This is a genomic window from Albimonas donghaensis (genome assembly GCF_900106695.1).
Classification (GTDB): domain Bacteria; phylum Pseudomonadota; class Alphaproteobacteria; order Rhodobacterales; family Rhodobacteraceae; genus Albimonas; species Albimonas donghaensis.
Map to the genome: position 1 here is coordinate 366,993 of NZ_FNMZ01000001.1, position 13,759 is coordinate 380,751.

Here is a 13,759-nt window from a genome sequence, read left to right on the forward strand (position 1 = left end):
CGCGCGGGCGCCCGGGCGGCCGTCGGCGCGGCGGTCGTCGCGCGGCTCCCGCGCTCGCCGTCCTCCGGCCCGTTGACATGCCGCGCGCCCGGGCGTTACCTCGGGCGCATCCGTCGGGGGGCCCAGCTGGGCTGAGAGGGCATCGCGCCGACCCGTCGAACCTGATCCGGGTCATGCCGGCGAAGGGAACGGATCCCGCGGCCCCGGCCGTCGGCGCCCGCACGTCCATTGCGGATGTCGCGCGCCCGGCCTCCGCGCAACCCTTCCCCCTGCCATGCGCGTCCCGGCCGTTCCGCCTCGCCGCGCCCGGGCTCCGACGCCCCGCGGCCACGACCGAAGGGCTCCGCGCCATGCGCCTGAACTCCCGCCCCGCCCGCGCCGTCACCCGCGCCGCCGCGCTGGCGCTCGCCGCCGGCCTCTCCGCCGCGCCGGCCGCGGCCGCCGACCGCCTCTCGGTGGTGCTCGACTGGTTCGTGAACCCCGACCACGGCCCCCTGATCGTCGCCGAGGCGCGCGGCTACTTCGCCGACGAAGGGCTGGAGGTGGAGATCATCGCCCCCGCCGACCCCGCCGATCCGCCCAAGATGGCCGCGGCCGGGCGCGCCGACATCGCCATCGGCTACCAGCCCCAGCTCCACCTCCAGATCCATGAGGAGCTGCCCCTGATCCGCGTCGGCACGCTGGTCGCCACGCCGCTCAACTGCCTGCTGGTGCTGGAGGACGGCGGCGCGGAGGCCATCGCGGACCTGAAGGGCAAGCGCATCGGCTATTCGGTCGCGGGGGTGGAGGAGGCGCTGCTCTCCGCCGTGCTCACCCCCGCCGGGCTGACGCTGGACGACATCGAGCTGATCAACGTCAACTGGTCGCTCTCGCCCGCGCTGATGTCGGGGCAGGTGGACGCGGTGATCGGCGCCTTCCGCAATTTCGAGCTCAACCAGATGGAGATCGAGGGCCGCCCCGGCCGCTGCTTCTTCCTCGAGGAGCACGGCCTGCCCCCCTATGACGAACTGATCTACCTCGCCAATCCCGAGACCATGGACCCCGCCGTCATCGCCCGCTTCCTGCGCGCGACCGAGCGGGCGACCCAGTATATCGTCAACCATCCGCAGGCGTCGTGGGAGATCTTCGCCGGGACCGCGCCCGAGTTGCAGGACGAGCTGAACGAAAAGGCCTGGTTCGACACCTATCCCCGCTTCGCGCTGCGCCCCGCGGCGTTCTCCGCCGGGCGCTACGCGGCGTTCGAGGCGTGGCTGGTTTCCGCCGGCCTGGTCGAGACCCCGCTGGCGGTGGAGACGCTGGCCATCGACGTCACCGCGATCCCCGCCCCCACTCCCGCCTCCGCCGCGACGGAATGACCGGCGCGCCCCCTCCCGGCCTGCGCCTGAACGGCACGCTGCGCTTCGGGGCGCAGGTGCTGTTCCGCGACCTGTCGATGACCGTCCGGCCGGGCGAATGGACCTGCCTGCTGGGCGATTCCGGCGTCGGCAAGTCCACCGTGCTCCGGCTGCTCGCGGGGCTGGAGACGGGGGCGGCGCTGGAGGGCGAGGCCGGCGCGACCGACGGCGCGCCGCTGGAGGGGCGGATCGCGTGGATGGCGCAGTCCGACCTGCTCGCCCCCTGGCTGGACCTGCATGAAAACCTCGCCATGGGCGCCCGCCTGCGCGGCGAGCCCCCCGACCGGGACCGCGCCGCGGAACTGCTGGAACGCGTCGGCCTCGGCCCCCATGCGCACAAGACCCCGCACATGCTCTCGGGCGGGATGCGCCAGCGGGCGGCGCTGGCCCGGGCGTTGATCGAGGACCGGCCCGTCGCCCTGCTGGACGAGCCCTTCGCGGCGCTCGACCTGCGCACGCGCGCCGCCATGCAGGAACTGGCCTTCGCCGAACTGGCCGGCCGCACGGTCCTGCATGTCACCCATGACCCGCACGAGGCCGCGCGGCTCGGCCATCGCATCCTGGTGCTGACCCGCGACGGGCTGGTGGAGCCCGCGCTTCCCGCCGGCCTTCCGATCCGCGACGCCGCGGGGCCGGAGGTGCTGGAGGCGCAGGCCCGCCTCACCCGCCTGCTGCTGGGCGAGACGAGGGCGTGAGCCGCCCCCCCGACCCCGCCCGCTCCGACCCAGCGGGTCCGGATACCAGTCGGCTGCGCGACCGGGTCCGGGACCGGGCGCTGGTCGCCGCCATTCTGGTCGGCGCCTGGGCGGCGGTGGCCTGGGGGACCGGCGCGCCGGCCTTCATCCTGCCCTCTCCGCTGCGCGTGGCGGAGGCCTTCGTCGCCAATGCCGCGCTGATCGGGGATCACGCGCTGGTGACGCTGGCCGAGGTGCTGGCCGGGCTGGCGCTGGGCGCGGGGCTGGGGGCGGCGACGGCGGTGTGGCTCAGCCTCTCGGCCCCGGCCCGGCGGCTGGTGATGCCGGCGCTGGTGTTCAGCCAGGCGGTGCCGATCTTCGCGCTGGCCCCGGTGCTGACCCTGTGGCTGGGCTACGGGATCTGGCCCAAGATCCTGGTGACGGTGCTGATCATCTACTTTCCCGTCGCCTCGGCCTTTCTGGACGGGCTGCGGCGGGCCGACCCCGCGTTGATCGAGCTCGCCCGGGTCATGGGCGGCGGGCGCTGGCGGATCCTGCTGCGCATCCGGGCGCCGCTGGCGCTGCCGGACCTCGCGTCCGGCCTGCGGCTGGCGGCGGTCTACGCGCCGATCGGGGCGGTGATCGGGGAATGGGTCGGGGCCTCGAAGGGGCTCGGCTACCTGATGCTGCTGGCCAACGGCCGGGCCAAGACCGACCTGATGTTCGCGGCCCTCGTGGCGCTGGCGCTGGGCGCGGTGGCGCTGCATGCGGTGCTGGGGAGTCTCGCGACCCGGCTGGAACGGTGGAGCCGCACCGGGCGCTGGCGCTGAGTTCTGGACAGGTTCGGTTCATCTCGGCAATGATTTTTCTTTTTTGGCGCGCGTTTGAGGCGTCGACTGGGAAGAGTGATTGTCGGGATGCGGATTTCGAACAAGGCCCTCCGGGGCGTGAGCTTCGGGGCGACGGCGATGCTCGCGCTCGGCGCGGCGACCGAGGCGGGGGCGCGCAGCGTTACGCTGACGCTGGTCTCGGGCCTGTCGAACGGCGGGCCGGTGGCCGACGGGGTGGCGGTGCCCGGCGCGCCGGACGCGGTTCTGCTGCTCGAACTCCGCGGCGGCGCGATCAGCCTGGTGGACCGGGCGACGGGAAGCTCGACCCCGTTCCTCGCCCCGATCGGGTTCGAGGGCGCGCCGCTCTCCTCCCAGGCCTGGGCCGCGGCCTATTCGTTGGCGCTGGCGCCGGATTTCGCGACATCGGGCCTGTTCTACGTCAGCTTCTCCACCGGCGATCGGCGCAACGTGCTGGTGGAGTACCGCGCCGATCCCGGGGCGATGACGGTGGACCCCGCCACCCAGCGCCAGGTGCTGAGCATCGACCCGTGGGTCGCGCCCTCCGCCGGCGCGCATATGGGCGGCGCGATCAGCTTCGGGCCGGACGGTCACCTCTACATGACCACCGGCGACAATGACGGGCCGTTCGGCGCGGGCTCGGGCAATCCGGGGCAGGACGTGACCTCGCGGCTCGGCAAGGTGCTGCGCATCGACCCTACGGGGGGCGACGCCTTTCCGGACGACCCGGCCAACAACTACGCGATCCCGCCCGGCAACCCGGATCTGGGCCCAGGCGCCGACCCCGCGATCTTCGCGCTGGGACTGCGCAATCCTTTCAAGGGCAAGTGGGATGCGGCCGGCGAGATGTTTCTTGTCGCCGATGTGGGCGAGGACGCGTGGGAGGAGGTCAACCGCCTTTCCCCAGGCGCCAACTACGGCTGGGACGCGGCGGAGGGGCCCGACGCGGCGGGGGGCGAGGCGTCGCTGGCGGGCGAGCCGATGCTGCCGGTCCACGCCTATTCCCATGCGGCCGGGCCGTTCGGCGGGATCTCGGTCACCGGCGGGCTGATCGCCTCGGGCGGGCCGGCGGCGCTGGACGGGCTGTATCTGTTCACCGACTACGGGGTGGCGGCGAAGGCCATGAACGCGCCGTTCTGGACGCTGGATCCCGGGGATTTCGGAGCCGGCGCGCTGGCCTGGGACGTGACCACGTCCGGCGGGGCGCTGACCCGGCCCATCGGCTACGCCCAGGACGCGGGCGGGCGGATCTATCTGTTCGACCAGGACGGCGAGGTGTGGGAGGTCGTCTCGGCCGCGGTCCCCGCGCCCGCCGCCGGTCTGTTGCTGGCGGCGGGCGTCGGGGTTTTGGCGTCTCGGGGATGGCGCCGGCGTCAGGCGACCAGCCCGAAGATCACGCCCGCCAGCACCGCGCCCACCAGCCCGAAGCCCACATAGGCTGCGAAGACCGGGAGGCGCACCAGCGACCACACCGCCGCCATCGCCGGGATGCAGGACACGGCCCCGGCGGTGAGGAAGGCCATCGCCGCCCCCGCGCTCATGCCCTGGGCGATCAGGGCGGCCAGAAGCGGGGGCGCCGCGTAGCCGTTCAGATAGGCCGGCATCCCCACCAGGGCGCCCATCAGGATCGGGCCCAGCCCCTCGCCGCCGACGACGGAGACCACGGCCTCGGCCGGCACGAAGGTGATCATCACCCCTTCCAGCAGGTAGGCCAGCGCCATCCATTTCAGCAGGAACAGGGCGTTGTCGCGGGCCTCGTGCGCGAAGGTCTCGCGCCGCGCCGGCTCCTGCCAGAACTTCCACACCGGGCGGCCGGAGAAGGGCGAGGGCCCGCAGCCGCAGCGCTTGATCGGGGCGGAGGCCTTGAGCGGCTCGGCGAAGGCCCCCGCGCGCATCATCCCTGCCATGGCGAAGCCGCCCATCAGCCCGATGGCGACCGCAGTCACCCCCTTGCCGATGGCGAAGTTCCAGCCCAGCGCGCCGGCGGTGATCAGGAAGGTGCCCGGGTCCATCAGGGGCGAGGACAGCCAGAACGCCATGACCGCCGGGATCGGCGCGCCCAGCGCCAGCAGGCCGGCGATGAAGGGGATCACCTGGCAGGAGCAGAACGGCGCCAGCCCGCCGATCAGGGCGGCGGCGACGATCATCCGGCTCTGGCGGCCCTCGAAGGCGCGGGCCACCATGGTTTCGGCCCCGGTGGCCTTGAGGCCGGCGATCAGCGCCACGGCCAGCGCGATATAGGGCAGGGTGCCCGCGAAGGCGCCGATGGCGATGTCGAGCACCTCGGCCAGGTCGCCCGGCGCGGCCAGCGCCACGATGGCGAGCACCGCCAGCATGAACAGCACCACCCGGTCGAAGCGGCGCAGGCCGGCCCAGGCGGCGGCGGATGTGCGAGTGGCGAGGTCGGTCATCTCGCGGTCTCCTTCGAGACGGGGGATACGGGAAGGGAGGGGGAGGCGCCGCAGCCGGAATGCGCCTCATGCGCCTGGCCGGCGGCGTCGGCGCAGCATTCGGCGTGAAGGAAATGCGCCAGCGCCTCGATATTGGCGAAGCGGGCGCGGCAGATCAGGGACCGGCCCTGCCGCTCCTGGCTCAGCAGGTCGGCGGCGGCGAGAAAGCGCAGATGGTGCGACAGCGTCGAGGCGGCGATGCCCAGGCGTTCCTGCAAGGCGCCCACGGGCAGGCCCTCGGGCCCGGCGCGGACCAGGGCGCGGATCACTTCCAGCCGCGGCTCGGAGCCGAGCGCGGCGAAAGCCTGGGCGGCGGATTCGGGGGGGAGAAGTCTGTCGATGTCCATGATTCTAGAATTATAGAAATGAAGGGGGCGGTCAAGCCGGAAATGCGGCCGAGGACGCGGCGCGTCCGCGCCCGAAAAGGCGGAGCCCCCGCCCCGCCCCGGCGCGACGGGGAAGTGCGGGGGCTCCGGTCGCCCACGAAACTGGCCCAGGCGCCCCCCTCCGCCTGGCGGGAAGGGGCGCGTCAGGCCTCCGTCAGAAATTGTCCTTGCGCTTGCGGATCTCGGCGAAGATGGCGCCCGCATCGGCGCCGACCAGTTCCAGCCGCTCCTGGATCTCGCGCGAGTCGGGGCGCAGGAACGGGTTGGTCGCCAGCTCCTCGGCCAGCAGGACGGGCACGATCGGCGTCCCGGCCTCGTCGGCCTGGGCGATGCCCGCGATCCGCGCCTGAAGGGCTTCGTTGCCGGGCTCGATGGACAGGGCGAAGCGCCCGTTGGCGGCGCCGTAGTTGTGGCCCGAATAGACCAGCGTTTCCGGCGACAGGGCGAGCAGCTTCTTCAGGCTCTCCCACATCTGGAGATAGGTGCCCTCGAACACCCGCCCGCAGCCCAGCGCCATCAGGCTGTCGGCGGTGAAGGCCTTTTTCGCGCCCTCGAAGCAGTAGGCGATATGGCCGATCGTGTGGCCCGACACGTCGACGATCCGCGCCTGCTCGGCCCCGACGGAGACCATGTCCCCCTCCGACACCGTCACGTCCAGCGCCGGCAGCCGGGCCGCGTCGGCGCCATGGCCGACGGTTTTCGCGCCATAGGCCTCGACCAGCTCGGCGACGCCCTGGATATGGTCCGCATGGTGATGGGTGATCAGAATCAGGTCCAGCTTGCCGCCGGCCGCGTCGATGGCGGCGCGCAGCGGGGCGGCGTCGGGCACGTCGACCACGGCCCAGACATTCTCGGTCGTCTCGTGGAGCAGATAGCCGTAGTTATCGTCCAGGCAGGGGATCACGGTGACTTCGAGCGGCATGGGGTTACCTCCACGGCTTGCATTTCCGGCGGTCGCGCGCAGCATACAGATCGACGCGAGGAGGATAAGGCCCCATGCATCTCGACGTGATCGACCTGCGCCGGTTCTATTACCGCACCCCGCTCGGGCGCGCCGCCCAGCGCAGCCTGCAGGAGGCGATCCGCGCCCTGTGGCCCAACGTGGCCGGGGAGACGGTGGTGGGCTTCGGTTTCGCCGCGCCCCTGTTGAGGCCCTTCGTGAAGGAGGCCGCCCGCGTGGTCTGCCTGATGCCGGGTCCGCAGGGGGTCTGCCGCTGGCCGCCGGAGGGGCCGAACATGGCGGTTCTGGCCGAGGAGACCCACTGGCCCCTGCGCGCAGGGGCCGCGGACCGGCTGATCGTGGCCCATGCGCTGGAGAACTCGGAACGCCCTTCGGCCCTGCTGGAGGAGATGCGCCGCGTGCTGGCGCCCGAGGGGCGGGCGATCGTGGTGGTGCCCAACCGCTCGGGCATGTGGGCGCGCTCGGACGCGACGCCCTTCGGCTATGGCCGGCCCTATTCCACAAGCCAGCTGGAGAGCGCCCTGCGCGCCCATGATCTCGCGCCCGAGCACGCCTCCGCCGCGCTTTACGGGCCGCCGAGCCACAGGCGCTACTGGCTGCGCACCCATCGGTTGTGGGAGGCGGCGGGGCGCCGGCTGGACGTCCAGCGGCTGGGCGGCGCGGTGCTGGTGGAGGCGACGCGGCGGGTCTACGCGCTGCCCCGGTCGGGGCTGAAGGAAAAGGCGCTGTCGCCGCTGGAGGTGCTGGAGGGGCTCGCCAAACCGGCCCGTCCGCGCCCGGCGGCGGGGCGCGCGCCGCGGCGGGGGCCGGAGGGGCGAGGCGACGGCGCGGCGGGGTGACGCCGGCCCGCGTTTTCCGCCCCGCCCCCTCGAAGCGGCGACCCTCCTGCGATGATCTCTCTGCGATGACCACCCGGCGGCGACTTTCCCCGTGGCGACCCTCGTAGGGCGGGTGCGAACCCGCCGCCCTCCGGCGGCCGTCGCCCGTCCCGTCAGAACCCGATGCCGACGCCCCAGCTCAGCCCCGACCACCCGCGCGAGCCATAGCCGATCGACAGCCAGGGCCGGATCCGCGGCGCGTAGGCGTAGTAGTCCTCCAGGTCCTCGCCGGAGGGGAGCCGGGCCGGACGGGCCTGCTCGGGCTGGGCGCGCCCCGCCGCCATCCCCGCCTGGAAACCCGCGGCCAGCGGCGCCGGGCAGCTCAGCGAGGGCAGCTGGCGGGCGCGGCCCATCTCCACCCCGGTCTCATAGGTGCAGAACCGCGCGACGCCCTCGTCATGGCCGGCGAGATAATCGTCCTCCGCCCCGATCCGCGCGGCGCCTGCCAACGCCGGGCAGGCGGCGATGCGGGCCAGCCCCTCGGTCGGGGCGGCGCCGGCCATGGCGTCGGCGACCCCCGCGAGGTTCCAGTCCGCCTCCGAACAGGCGCCCGAGGCGGTCCAGCCCGCGGCGGCGGAGCGCTCCGCCTCGTCCGAGGCGCAGGCGGCCAGCAGCGGCGCGGCCAGGGTCAGCAGGGCGAACCTCGCCGCAAGGCGCCGCGCGCGACGGGCCTGGGACGTGCGGGGCGCATCGGGGCGCGGGGCGCGAATCGAACAGGTCATGGGCGCAGTATGGCTCACCGGGATGGCGGAAAGTCGACCGCGGCCGCGACGGGGAGGTCCCGCTCGAACCCGATCGTCGTCTCCGGCCCCGCCCAGGCCCGATAGAGCGCCAGGGCCGGGGCGTTCCAGGCCAGCGCGTCGATGGTCAGCTTGCGGACGCCCCGCGCCGCCATCCGCGCCTCCGCCTCCCGCAGAAGCGCAAGGGCCAGGCCCTTCCGCCGCGCCTCGGGCGCCACGTAGAGGTCCGAGACATGGCCGCGGATCCGCGTCGCCTCGGGCACATAGGCGCCCTCGTCCTGCAATCCCGCGATCAGCAGGCCATGGGCCGCGCCCGCCGCATCCTCGGCCAGCAGCACGCAGCCGCCCTCCGCCGCCCAGTCGGTCAGCCAGGCCACATGCCCGGCGCAGTCCGCGCCGGGGCGGCGGTCGGGCTCGCGGGCCCGCTCGAAATCCTGCAGGGCGGCGAACAGGGCGAAGACCGCCGCCCCGTCCGCCGGCCCCGCATCGCGCAGCGCGTAGCCCGGCGGCATGTCAGATCCCCGCGCCCGGGACCGTGACCGAGGCCAGCACCTCGTCCAGCGTCGCGGCGATGATCCCCAGCTCCCGCGGTTCCGAAAAACGGTGGTCGGCGCCGTCCACCAGCGTCAGCCGCAGGTCGGGGCTTTCCGCATGGCCCAGCAGCTTCAGCGCCCAGTCCACCGGAACGTCCGCATCCGCGGTCCCCTGCAGCAGCCGCACCGGGAAGGGCAGGGGCAGGGGGGCGCGCAGCACCAGGTTCTCGCGCCCGTCCTCGATCAGCAGGCGGGTGATCACATAGGGCTCGTCCGAATAGTCGGAGGGCAGGGCGACGCGCCCCGTCTCCGTCATCTCGGCCCGCTGGGCGTCCGAGAAGCCGGCCCAGAACCCGTCCTCGGTGAAGTCCGGCGCGGCGGCGATGCCGATCAGCCCCGCCACCCGTTCCGGCCGCGCCCGGGCCGTCAGCAGACTGATCCAGCCGCCCATGGAGGAGCCGACCAGCACCTGGCGCCCCTCGGTCAGCGCGTCGAGCGCGTCGAGCGCGTCCCGCGCCCAGGCGCCGATGCGGCCTTCGGTCTCGAAATCTCCCGAAGAGGCGCCATGGGCCGTATAGTCGAAGCGCAGGAAGTCGAGCCCGCGTTCGGCGCAGAGCTGTTCGAGGAAGGTGGCCTTGGTCCCGGTCATGTCGGACCGGAAGCCGCCCAGGAACACCACGCCGGGGGGCGGCGTCTCGCCCGCCGCGCGCGCGGCGGTTGCCACGGCGCCCCGGGAGCGGTGATAAGCGAGACGTCGCCCGTCGGGCGTCGTCAGGAATTCGGGCGCGGCGCCCGCGTCGGGGCCGTCATTCGGGGGGACAGGGGTCATGGATAGCGCGCGCTCCGCAGCCTCGGGTCTCTCGGGCGGGGACCCTAGCGCCCCCGCGTCGCCGGTCCAAGCCGCGCCGGTCCATGCCGGGACGGGGACCGGCGACGCAGCCCCCTCCGCCGGCCCCTCCGCCGCCCCCTTCGCAGGCCCGGGCGGCTTCGCGGGCTTCGGCGGCGGCCGCCCGGTGGTCCTTCAGCTCACCCCCGCGCTCGAATCCGGCGGGGTCGAGCGCGGCACGATCGAGATCGCCCAGGCCCTGACGCGGGAGGGCGCGACATCGCTCGTCGCCTCCCGCGGGGGGCGGATGGAGCGGATGCTGGAACGCGCCGGCGGCCGGCTGGTCCGGCTCGACATCGGCGCCAAGAACCCGCTCGCCATCCGTCGCAACGCCGCCGCCCTGGAACGCATCCTGCGCGAGGAGCGGGTGGACATCGTTCACGCCCGGTCCCGCGCGCCGGCCTGGGCGGGGTGGCTGGCGGCCAGGCGCGCCGGCGTGCCTTTCGTGACCACCTGGCACGGCGACTATTCCGAGAATTTCCCCGGCAAGCGCTTCTGGAACGGGATCATGGCGCGGGGACGTCCGACCATCGCGGTGTCGGAGTTCATCGCCGACACGATTCGCACCCGCCATCCGGAGGCCGATCTGGTGGTGATCCCCCGCGGCGCCGACCTCGCGCAGTTCGACCCGCTGACCATCCAGGGCGCGCGCTCCGCCGGGCTGGCCGAGCGCTGGGGGCTCGCCGACGATCCGCGCCCGGTGGTGATGCTGCCCGGCCGCCTGACCCGCTGGAAGGGCCAGTCGCATTTCATCGACGCGGCGGCGAAGCTGCGCGCCCTGCGCGGGGGCGAGGACTTCGTGTTCCTCATGGTGGGCGACGATCCCGACAGCGCCTATGGCCGCGAACTGGCCGAGCGCATCCGCAGCCAGGGCCTGACCGGCTGCTGCGCGATGGCCGGGCATTGCGACGACATGGCCGCGGCGCTGAAGCTGGCCTCGGTCGTGGTCTCCGCCTCGATGGAGCCCGAAGCCTTCGGGCGCGTGGCGGTCGAGGCCCAGGCCATGGGGCGCCCGGTGATCGCCACCGACCATGGCGGCGCCCGGGAGACGGTGGACGAGGGCCGCACCGGCTGGCGCTATCCCCCCGGCGACGCCGACGCGCTGGCGGCGGCGGCGAACCGGGCGCTGGATCTCGACGTCTCGGCGCGGGAGCATATGGCCATGGCCGGGCGCGCCCGCATCATGCAGCGCTTTTCGACCGAGGCCATGCAGCGCGCGACCCTGCAGGTCTACGCCGACGTGCTGGCGCGGGGCTGAGCCCGGCCTCTCGGCCCCTCGCCCGCATTCCGCCGCCTCCCTGTTCCGCCCAGCGGTCCTGACGCACTTGCCGAGCCTGCCCGCGGCGTCCATGCTGTTCGGGAACGCGGGTCGCCGACAGACGCGGCCGCGCCAAGGAGGAGAGCCCCATGTCCACCCAGACCGCCGCCGCCGCGGCGACCGAAACCGATGCGCCCATCATGCTGATCTCCGATCTCGTCGACGGGGTCTGCGAGGTCTCGCTGAACCGGCCGGATCGCCTGAACGCCATCACCCCCGAACTGATGCGCGCCATCGCCGACACGCATGAGACGCTGGCCGGCATGGCCGGGCTGCGCGCCGTGGTGCTGAAGGGCTCGGGCCGGGCCTTCTGCTCGGGCCTCGACAAGTCGGGCTTCCAGCGGATGAAGACCGAGGGCCGCGGCTCCCTCGGCATGGACATCATGAACCGCACCCACGGGCCGGCCAACATGGCGCAGAACTGCTGCTGGGGCTGGCGCGAGCTGGGCGTGCCGGTGATCGCCGCGGTGCACGGGTTCGCCCTGGGCGGCGGCTTCCAGATCGCGCTGGGGCCGGATGTCCGGATCGCCGCGCCGGGGACGAAATTTTCGGTGATGGAGCTGAAATGGGGCCTCGTGCCCGACATGGGCGGCATGGCGGTGATGCGCACGCTGGCCCGCGGCGACGTGATCCGCAAGCTGACCTACACCGCCGAGATCTTCGAGACCGACAAGGCCCTGGAATACGGCTTCGTCACCGAGATCGCCGAGGACCCGCTGGCCCGCGCCCGCGAACTGGCCCGTGAGATCGCGTCGAAAAGCCCGACCGCGATGCGCGCCGCCAAGGAGCTGCTGAACATCTCCGACGAGGAAGCCGGCGCCCTTCCCGCGCTGCTGGCCGAGAGCCGGCTGCAGAAGGACCTGATCGGCAAGCCCCACAACATCGAGGCCGTCAACGCCGGCGTCGAGGGCCGCCCCGCGGTCTACGAGTAAGGCGCGGCGCGGGCGGCGCGGATCCCGCGCCGTCCGCCGGGCCCCGTAGGGCGGGTGCGAACCCGCCTCCCCGCCTCCCCGCCTCCCCGCCCTTCCCGCCCTCCCGGCCCTCCCCACCCGCCTCGCTCCGGCGCCGGGGCTGACGCGGCCGCGCCCTAGCGCCCTCCGGCCACGTCCACCAGCGCGCCGGAGACGTAGGACGCCTCCTCCGACATCAGCCAGGCGATGACCCGCGCCACCTCCTCGGCCGTGCCGGGGCGGCCCATGGGCACGGTGGTCGCGGCCTGGGTCACGCGCTCGGGCGCCAGGCTGTCTGCGTGGATGGCGGTGTCGATGATCCCCGGCCGCACGCCGTTGACGCGCACTCCGCCCGCCGCCAGCTCCACCGCCAGGCCCTTGGTCAGCGACACCATCGCCCCCTTGGACGCCCCGTAATCCACGAAGGCCCCGCCCGCCCCCGAGGTCGCGGCGATGGAGGCGAGGTTGACGATGGCGCCGCCGCGCCCGCCCCGGTCGGTGGGCATGCGCCGCGCCGCCTCCCGCGCGCCCATGATCGCGCCGATCACGTTCAGCCCGATCACCCTGCGGATGCGGTCCGGGTCCATGTCCGCCAGCGCCGAGGTCGGCCCGGTGATCCCGGCATTGTTGGAAAACCCCTCGACCGGCCCGAAGGCCGCCTCCGCCGCGTCCCACAGGGCCGAAACGTCCGAGTCCACGCTCATGTCCCCGGCGAAGGCCTGCGCCCGGGCCCCGGCGGCGCGGCAGGCCTCGACCACCGCCGCCGCCTCGGCCTCCGCGCCCGCTTCGGGCGGGTGATTGACGCTCACCGTCCAGCCTCGCGCCGCGCAGACCCGCGCGGTCGCAGCCCCGATGCCCCGCGAGGCGCCGGTGATCAGGATATGTTTGGTCATGCAGTCCTCCCCTCGCCGCGATCCGGCGGAAGGGAGAGTCCGGCGCCGCGCGCCCCGGCGCTTGCGTCAGCGCCCGCCGGCCACGTCCAGGATCGCCCCGGTGGCGTAGGAGGCCGCGTCGGACAGCAGCCAGCACACTGCCTCCGCGATCTCGGAGGGCTCGCCCACCCGGCGCAGGGGGATCATCGGGGCGCTCGCGCCCAGCCGGTCCTCGTCGCCGTGGCTCACCTTGTGGATCTCGGTCGCGATGATGCCCGGGCGCACGGCGTTGACCCGCACGCCCAGCGGCGCCAGCTCCTGCGCCAGTCCGATGGTCAGCGTGTCGATGGCGCCCTTCGAGGCGGCGTAGTCCACGAAGGTGTTCGCCGACCCCAGCCGGGCCGCGGCGGAGGAGATGTTGACCATCGCGCCCCCCTGGCCCCCGCGGGCGGCGGGCATGCGCCGGGCGCCCTCGCGCGCCACCAGCAGGGCGCCGGTGACGTTGAGGTCGATCAGGGCGGCGATGCGAGCGGGGTCCATCTCGGCCAGCGGCATGGCGGGGGCGACGATGCCGGCGTTGTTGACCAGCCCGTCCACCGGGCCGATCCCGGCCTCGGCCGCATCCCACAGCGCCGCGATCTCGTCGGCCCTGGCCATGTCGCCGCGAATCGCCTGGGCGCGGACCCCCGCGGCCTCCAGCACCGCCACGGTGGCGGCGGCGGCGGCCGCGTCGGCGGCGTAGTTGACCGTCACGTTCCAGCCCCGCGACGCGCAGGCCACGGCCGTCGCCGCGCCGATGCCGCGGGAGCCGCCGGTGATCAGGATATGTCGGGTCATGGGCGCCGCCTTTCGGGTGATCGCGCCCCCTC

Annotated in this window: 15 protein-coding genes and 1 riboswitch; of the genes, 7 read left to right on the top strand and 8 right to left on the bottom strand. The window is 73.9% G+C overall.

The window, feature by feature from the left end; genetic code table 11:
• Positions 1–104: 104 nt before the first annotated feature.
• A riboswitch (TPP riboswitch) is annotated at positions 105–205 on the top strand.
• Between the two features lie 145 nt (positions 206–350).
• The 4 genes from BLV24_RS01500 (at position 351) to BLV24_RS01515 (ending at position 4,353) form a co-directional block, all read left to right on the top strand.
• Positions 351–1,355, top strand: a complete 1,005-nt coding sequence (locus tag BLV24_RS01500) for an ABC transporter substrate-binding protein (protein ID WP_092679370.1) — start codon at positions 351–353, stop codon at positions 1,353–1,355.
• Positions 1,352–2,089, top strand: a complete 738-nt coding sequence (locus BLV24_RS01505; RefSeq protein WP_092679371.1) for an ABC transporter ATP-binding protein — start codon at positions 1,352–1,354, stop codon at positions 2,087–2,089. The genes BLV24_RS01500 and BLV24_RS01505 overlap by 4 nt, the downstream gene beginning before the upstream one ends.
• A 53-nt stretch (positions 2,090–2,142) precedes the next feature.
• Complete coding sequence (locus BLV24_RS01510; protein ID WP_092680214.1) at positions 2,143–2,898, top strand: ABC transporter permease; 756 nt, start codon at positions 2,143–2,145, stop codon at positions 2,896–2,898.
• 87 nt (positions 2,899–2,985) lie between these two features.
• Complete coding sequence (locus BLV24_RS01515) at positions 2,986–4,353, top strand: PQQ-dependent sugar dehydrogenase (protein WP_092679372.1); 1,368 nt, start codon at positions 2,986–2,988, stop codon at positions 4,351–4,353.
• Here BLV24_RS01515 and BLV24_RS01520 read toward each other — a convergent pair.
• The 3 genes from BLV24_RS01520 to gloB form a co-directional block, all read right to left on the bottom strand.
• Positions 4,290–5,327 (bottom strand): permease, encoded by a 1,038-nt coding sequence (locus tag BLV24_RS01520; protein ID WP_092679373.1) that lies wholly within the window; start codon positions 5,325–5,327, stop codon positions 4,290–4,292. The two genes, BLV24_RS01515 and BLV24_RS01520, sit on opposite strands and share 64 nt — an antisense overlap.
• On the bottom strand, positions 5,324–5,713 hold the full coding sequence (locus BLV24_RS01525) for an ArsR/SmtB family transcription factor (protein ID WP_092679374.1): 390 nt from the start codon (positions 5,711–5,713) through the stop codon (positions 5,324–5,326). Before BLV24_RS01525 ends, BLV24_RS01520 begins: the two co-directional genes overlap by 4 nt.
• Before the next feature lie 193 nt (positions 5,714–5,906).
• Positions 5,907–6,674: a hydroxyacylglutathione hydrolase gene (gloB, locus tag BLV24_RS01530; protein WP_092679375.1), complete on the bottom strand. Its 768-nt coding sequence runs from the start codon at positions 6,672–6,674 to the stop codon at positions 5,907–5,909.
• Between the two features lie 74 nt (positions 6,675–6,748).
• On the opposite strand from gloB, the gene BLV24_RS01535 reads away from it, so the two are divergent.
• Positions 6,749–7,552 carry a class I SAM-dependent methyltransferase gene (locus BLV24_RS01535; RefSeq protein WP_092679376.1) on the top strand — a complete coding sequence of 268 codons (804 nt, stop codon included), beginning with the start codon at positions 6,749–6,751 and terminating at the stop codon, positions 7,550–7,552.
• Positions 7,553–7,704: 152 nt separating this feature from the next.
• On the opposite strand, the gene BLV24_RS01540 is transcribed toward BLV24_RS01535, so the two are convergent.
• From BLV24_RS01540 to BLV24_RS01550, 3 genes are read right to left on the bottom strand one after another with little or no spacing between them, the layout of a single operon-like run.
• Positions 7,705–8,313, bottom strand: a complete 609-nt coding sequence (locus BLV24_RS01540) for a DUF2799 domain-containing protein (protein WP_092679377.1) — start codon at positions 8,311–8,313, stop codon at positions 7,705–7,707.
• Between the two features lie 14 nt (positions 8,314–8,327).
• Entirely contained in the window at positions 8,328–8,843 is a 516-nt protein-coding gene (locus BLV24_RS01545) for a GNAT family N-acetyltransferase (protein WP_092679378.1), read from the bottom strand.
• A gap of 1 nt (position 8,844) precedes the next feature.
• On the bottom strand, positions 8,845–9,693 hold the full coding sequence (locus BLV24_RS01550; RefSeq protein ID WP_092679379.1) for an alpha/beta hydrolase: 849 nt from the start codon (positions 9,691–9,693) through the stop codon (positions 8,845–8,847).
• On the opposite strand from BLV24_RS01550, the gene BLV24_RS01555 reads away from it, so the two are divergent.
• Together BLV24_RS01555 and BLV24_RS01560 are read left to right on the top strand one after the other, a co-directional pair.
• A complete protein-coding gene (locus tag BLV24_RS01555) occupies positions 9,692–11,008 on the top strand; it encodes a glycosyltransferase family 4 protein (protein WP_092679380.1) in 1,317 nt (438 codons plus the stop codon). The genes BLV24_RS01550 and BLV24_RS01555 overlap by 2 nt on opposite strands.
• 149 nt (positions 11,009–11,157) lie before the next feature.
• Positions 11,158–12,000 carry a crotonase/enoyl-CoA hydratase family protein gene (locus BLV24_RS01560; RefSeq protein ID WP_245710327.1) on the top strand — a complete coding sequence of 281 codons (843 nt, stop codon included), beginning with the start codon at positions 11,158–11,160 and terminating at the stop codon, positions 11,998–12,000.
• A gap of 155 nt (positions 12,001–12,155) precedes the next feature.
• On the opposite strand, the gene BLV24_RS01565 is transcribed toward BLV24_RS01560, so the two are convergent.
• Positions 12,156–12,911, bottom strand: coding sequence for an SDR family oxidoreductase (locus BLV24_RS01565; RefSeq protein ID WP_092679381.1), 756 nt, complete (start codon positions 12,909–12,911; stop codon positions 12,156–12,158).
• Between the two features lie 66 nt (positions 12,912–12,977).
• On the bottom strand, positions 12,978–13,727 hold the full coding sequence (locus BLV24_RS01570; protein WP_092679382.1) for an SDR family oxidoreductase: 750 nt from the start codon (positions 13,725–13,727) through the stop codon (positions 12,978–12,980).
• Between the last annotated feature and the right edge of the window lie 32 nt (positions 13,728–13,759).

What these genes read in the sequence shown, in the direction of transcription:
- BLV24_RS01500 (WP_092679370.1), top strand. Translation starts at nt 351, where the DNA reads ATGCGCCTGAACTCCCGCCCCGCCCGCGCCGTCACCCGCGCCGCCGCG.
- BLV24_RS01505 (WP_092679371.1), top strand. Translation starts at nt 1,352, where the DNA reads ATGACCGGCGCGCCCCCTCCCGGCCTGCGCCTGAACGGCACGCTGCGC.
- BLV24_RS01515 (WP_092679372.1), top strand. Translation starts at nt 2,986, where the DNA reads ATGCGGATTTCGAACAAGGCCCTCCGGGGCGTGAGCTTCGGGGCGACG.
- BLV24_RS01520 (WP_092679373.1), bottom strand. Translation starts at nt 5,327, where the DNA reads ATGACCGACCTCGCCACTCGCACATCCGCCGCCGCCTGGGCCGGCCTG.
- BLV24_RS01525 (WP_092679374.1), bottom strand. Translation starts at nt 5,713, where the DNA reads ATGGACATCGACAGACTTCTCCCCCCCGAATCCGCCGCCCAGGCTTTC.
- gloB (WP_092679375.1), bottom strand. Translation starts at nt 6,674, where the DNA reads ATGCCGCTCGAAGTCACCGTGATCCCCTGCCTGGACGATAACTACGGC.
- BLV24_RS01535 (WP_092679376.1), top strand. Translation starts at nt 6,749, where the DNA reads ATGCATCTCGACGTGATCGACCTGCGCCGGTTCTATTACCGCACCCCG.
- BLV24_RS01540 (WP_092679377.1), bottom strand. Translation starts at nt 8,313, where the DNA reads ATGACCTGTTCGATTCGCGCCCCGCGCCCCGATGCGCCCCGCACGTCC.
- BLV24_RS01545 (WP_092679378.1), bottom strand. Translation starts at nt 8,843, where the DNA reads ATGCCGCCGGGCTACGCGCTGCGCGATGCGGGGCCGGCGGACGGGGCG.
- BLV24_RS01555 (WP_092679380.1), top strand. Translation starts at nt 9,692, where the DNA reads ATGGATAGCGCGCGCTCCGCAGCCTCGGGTCTCTCGGGCGGGGACCCT.
- BLV24_RS01550 (WP_092679379.1), bottom strand. Translation starts at nt 9,693, where the DNA reads ATGACCCCTGTCCCCCCGAATGACGGCCCCGACGCGGGCGCCGCGCCC.
- BLV24_RS01560 (WP_245710327.1), top strand. Translation starts at nt 11,158, where the DNA reads ATGTCCACCCAGACCGCCGCCGCCGCGGCGACCGAAACCGATGCGCCC.
- BLV24_RS01565 (WP_092679381.1), bottom strand. Translation starts at nt 12,911, where the DNA reads ATGACCAAACATATCCTGATCACCGGCGCCTCGCGGGGCATCGGGGCT.
- BLV24_RS01570 (WP_092679382.1), bottom strand. Translation starts at nt 13,727, where the DNA reads ATGACCCGACATATCCTGATCACCGGCGGCTCCCGCGGCATCGGCGCG.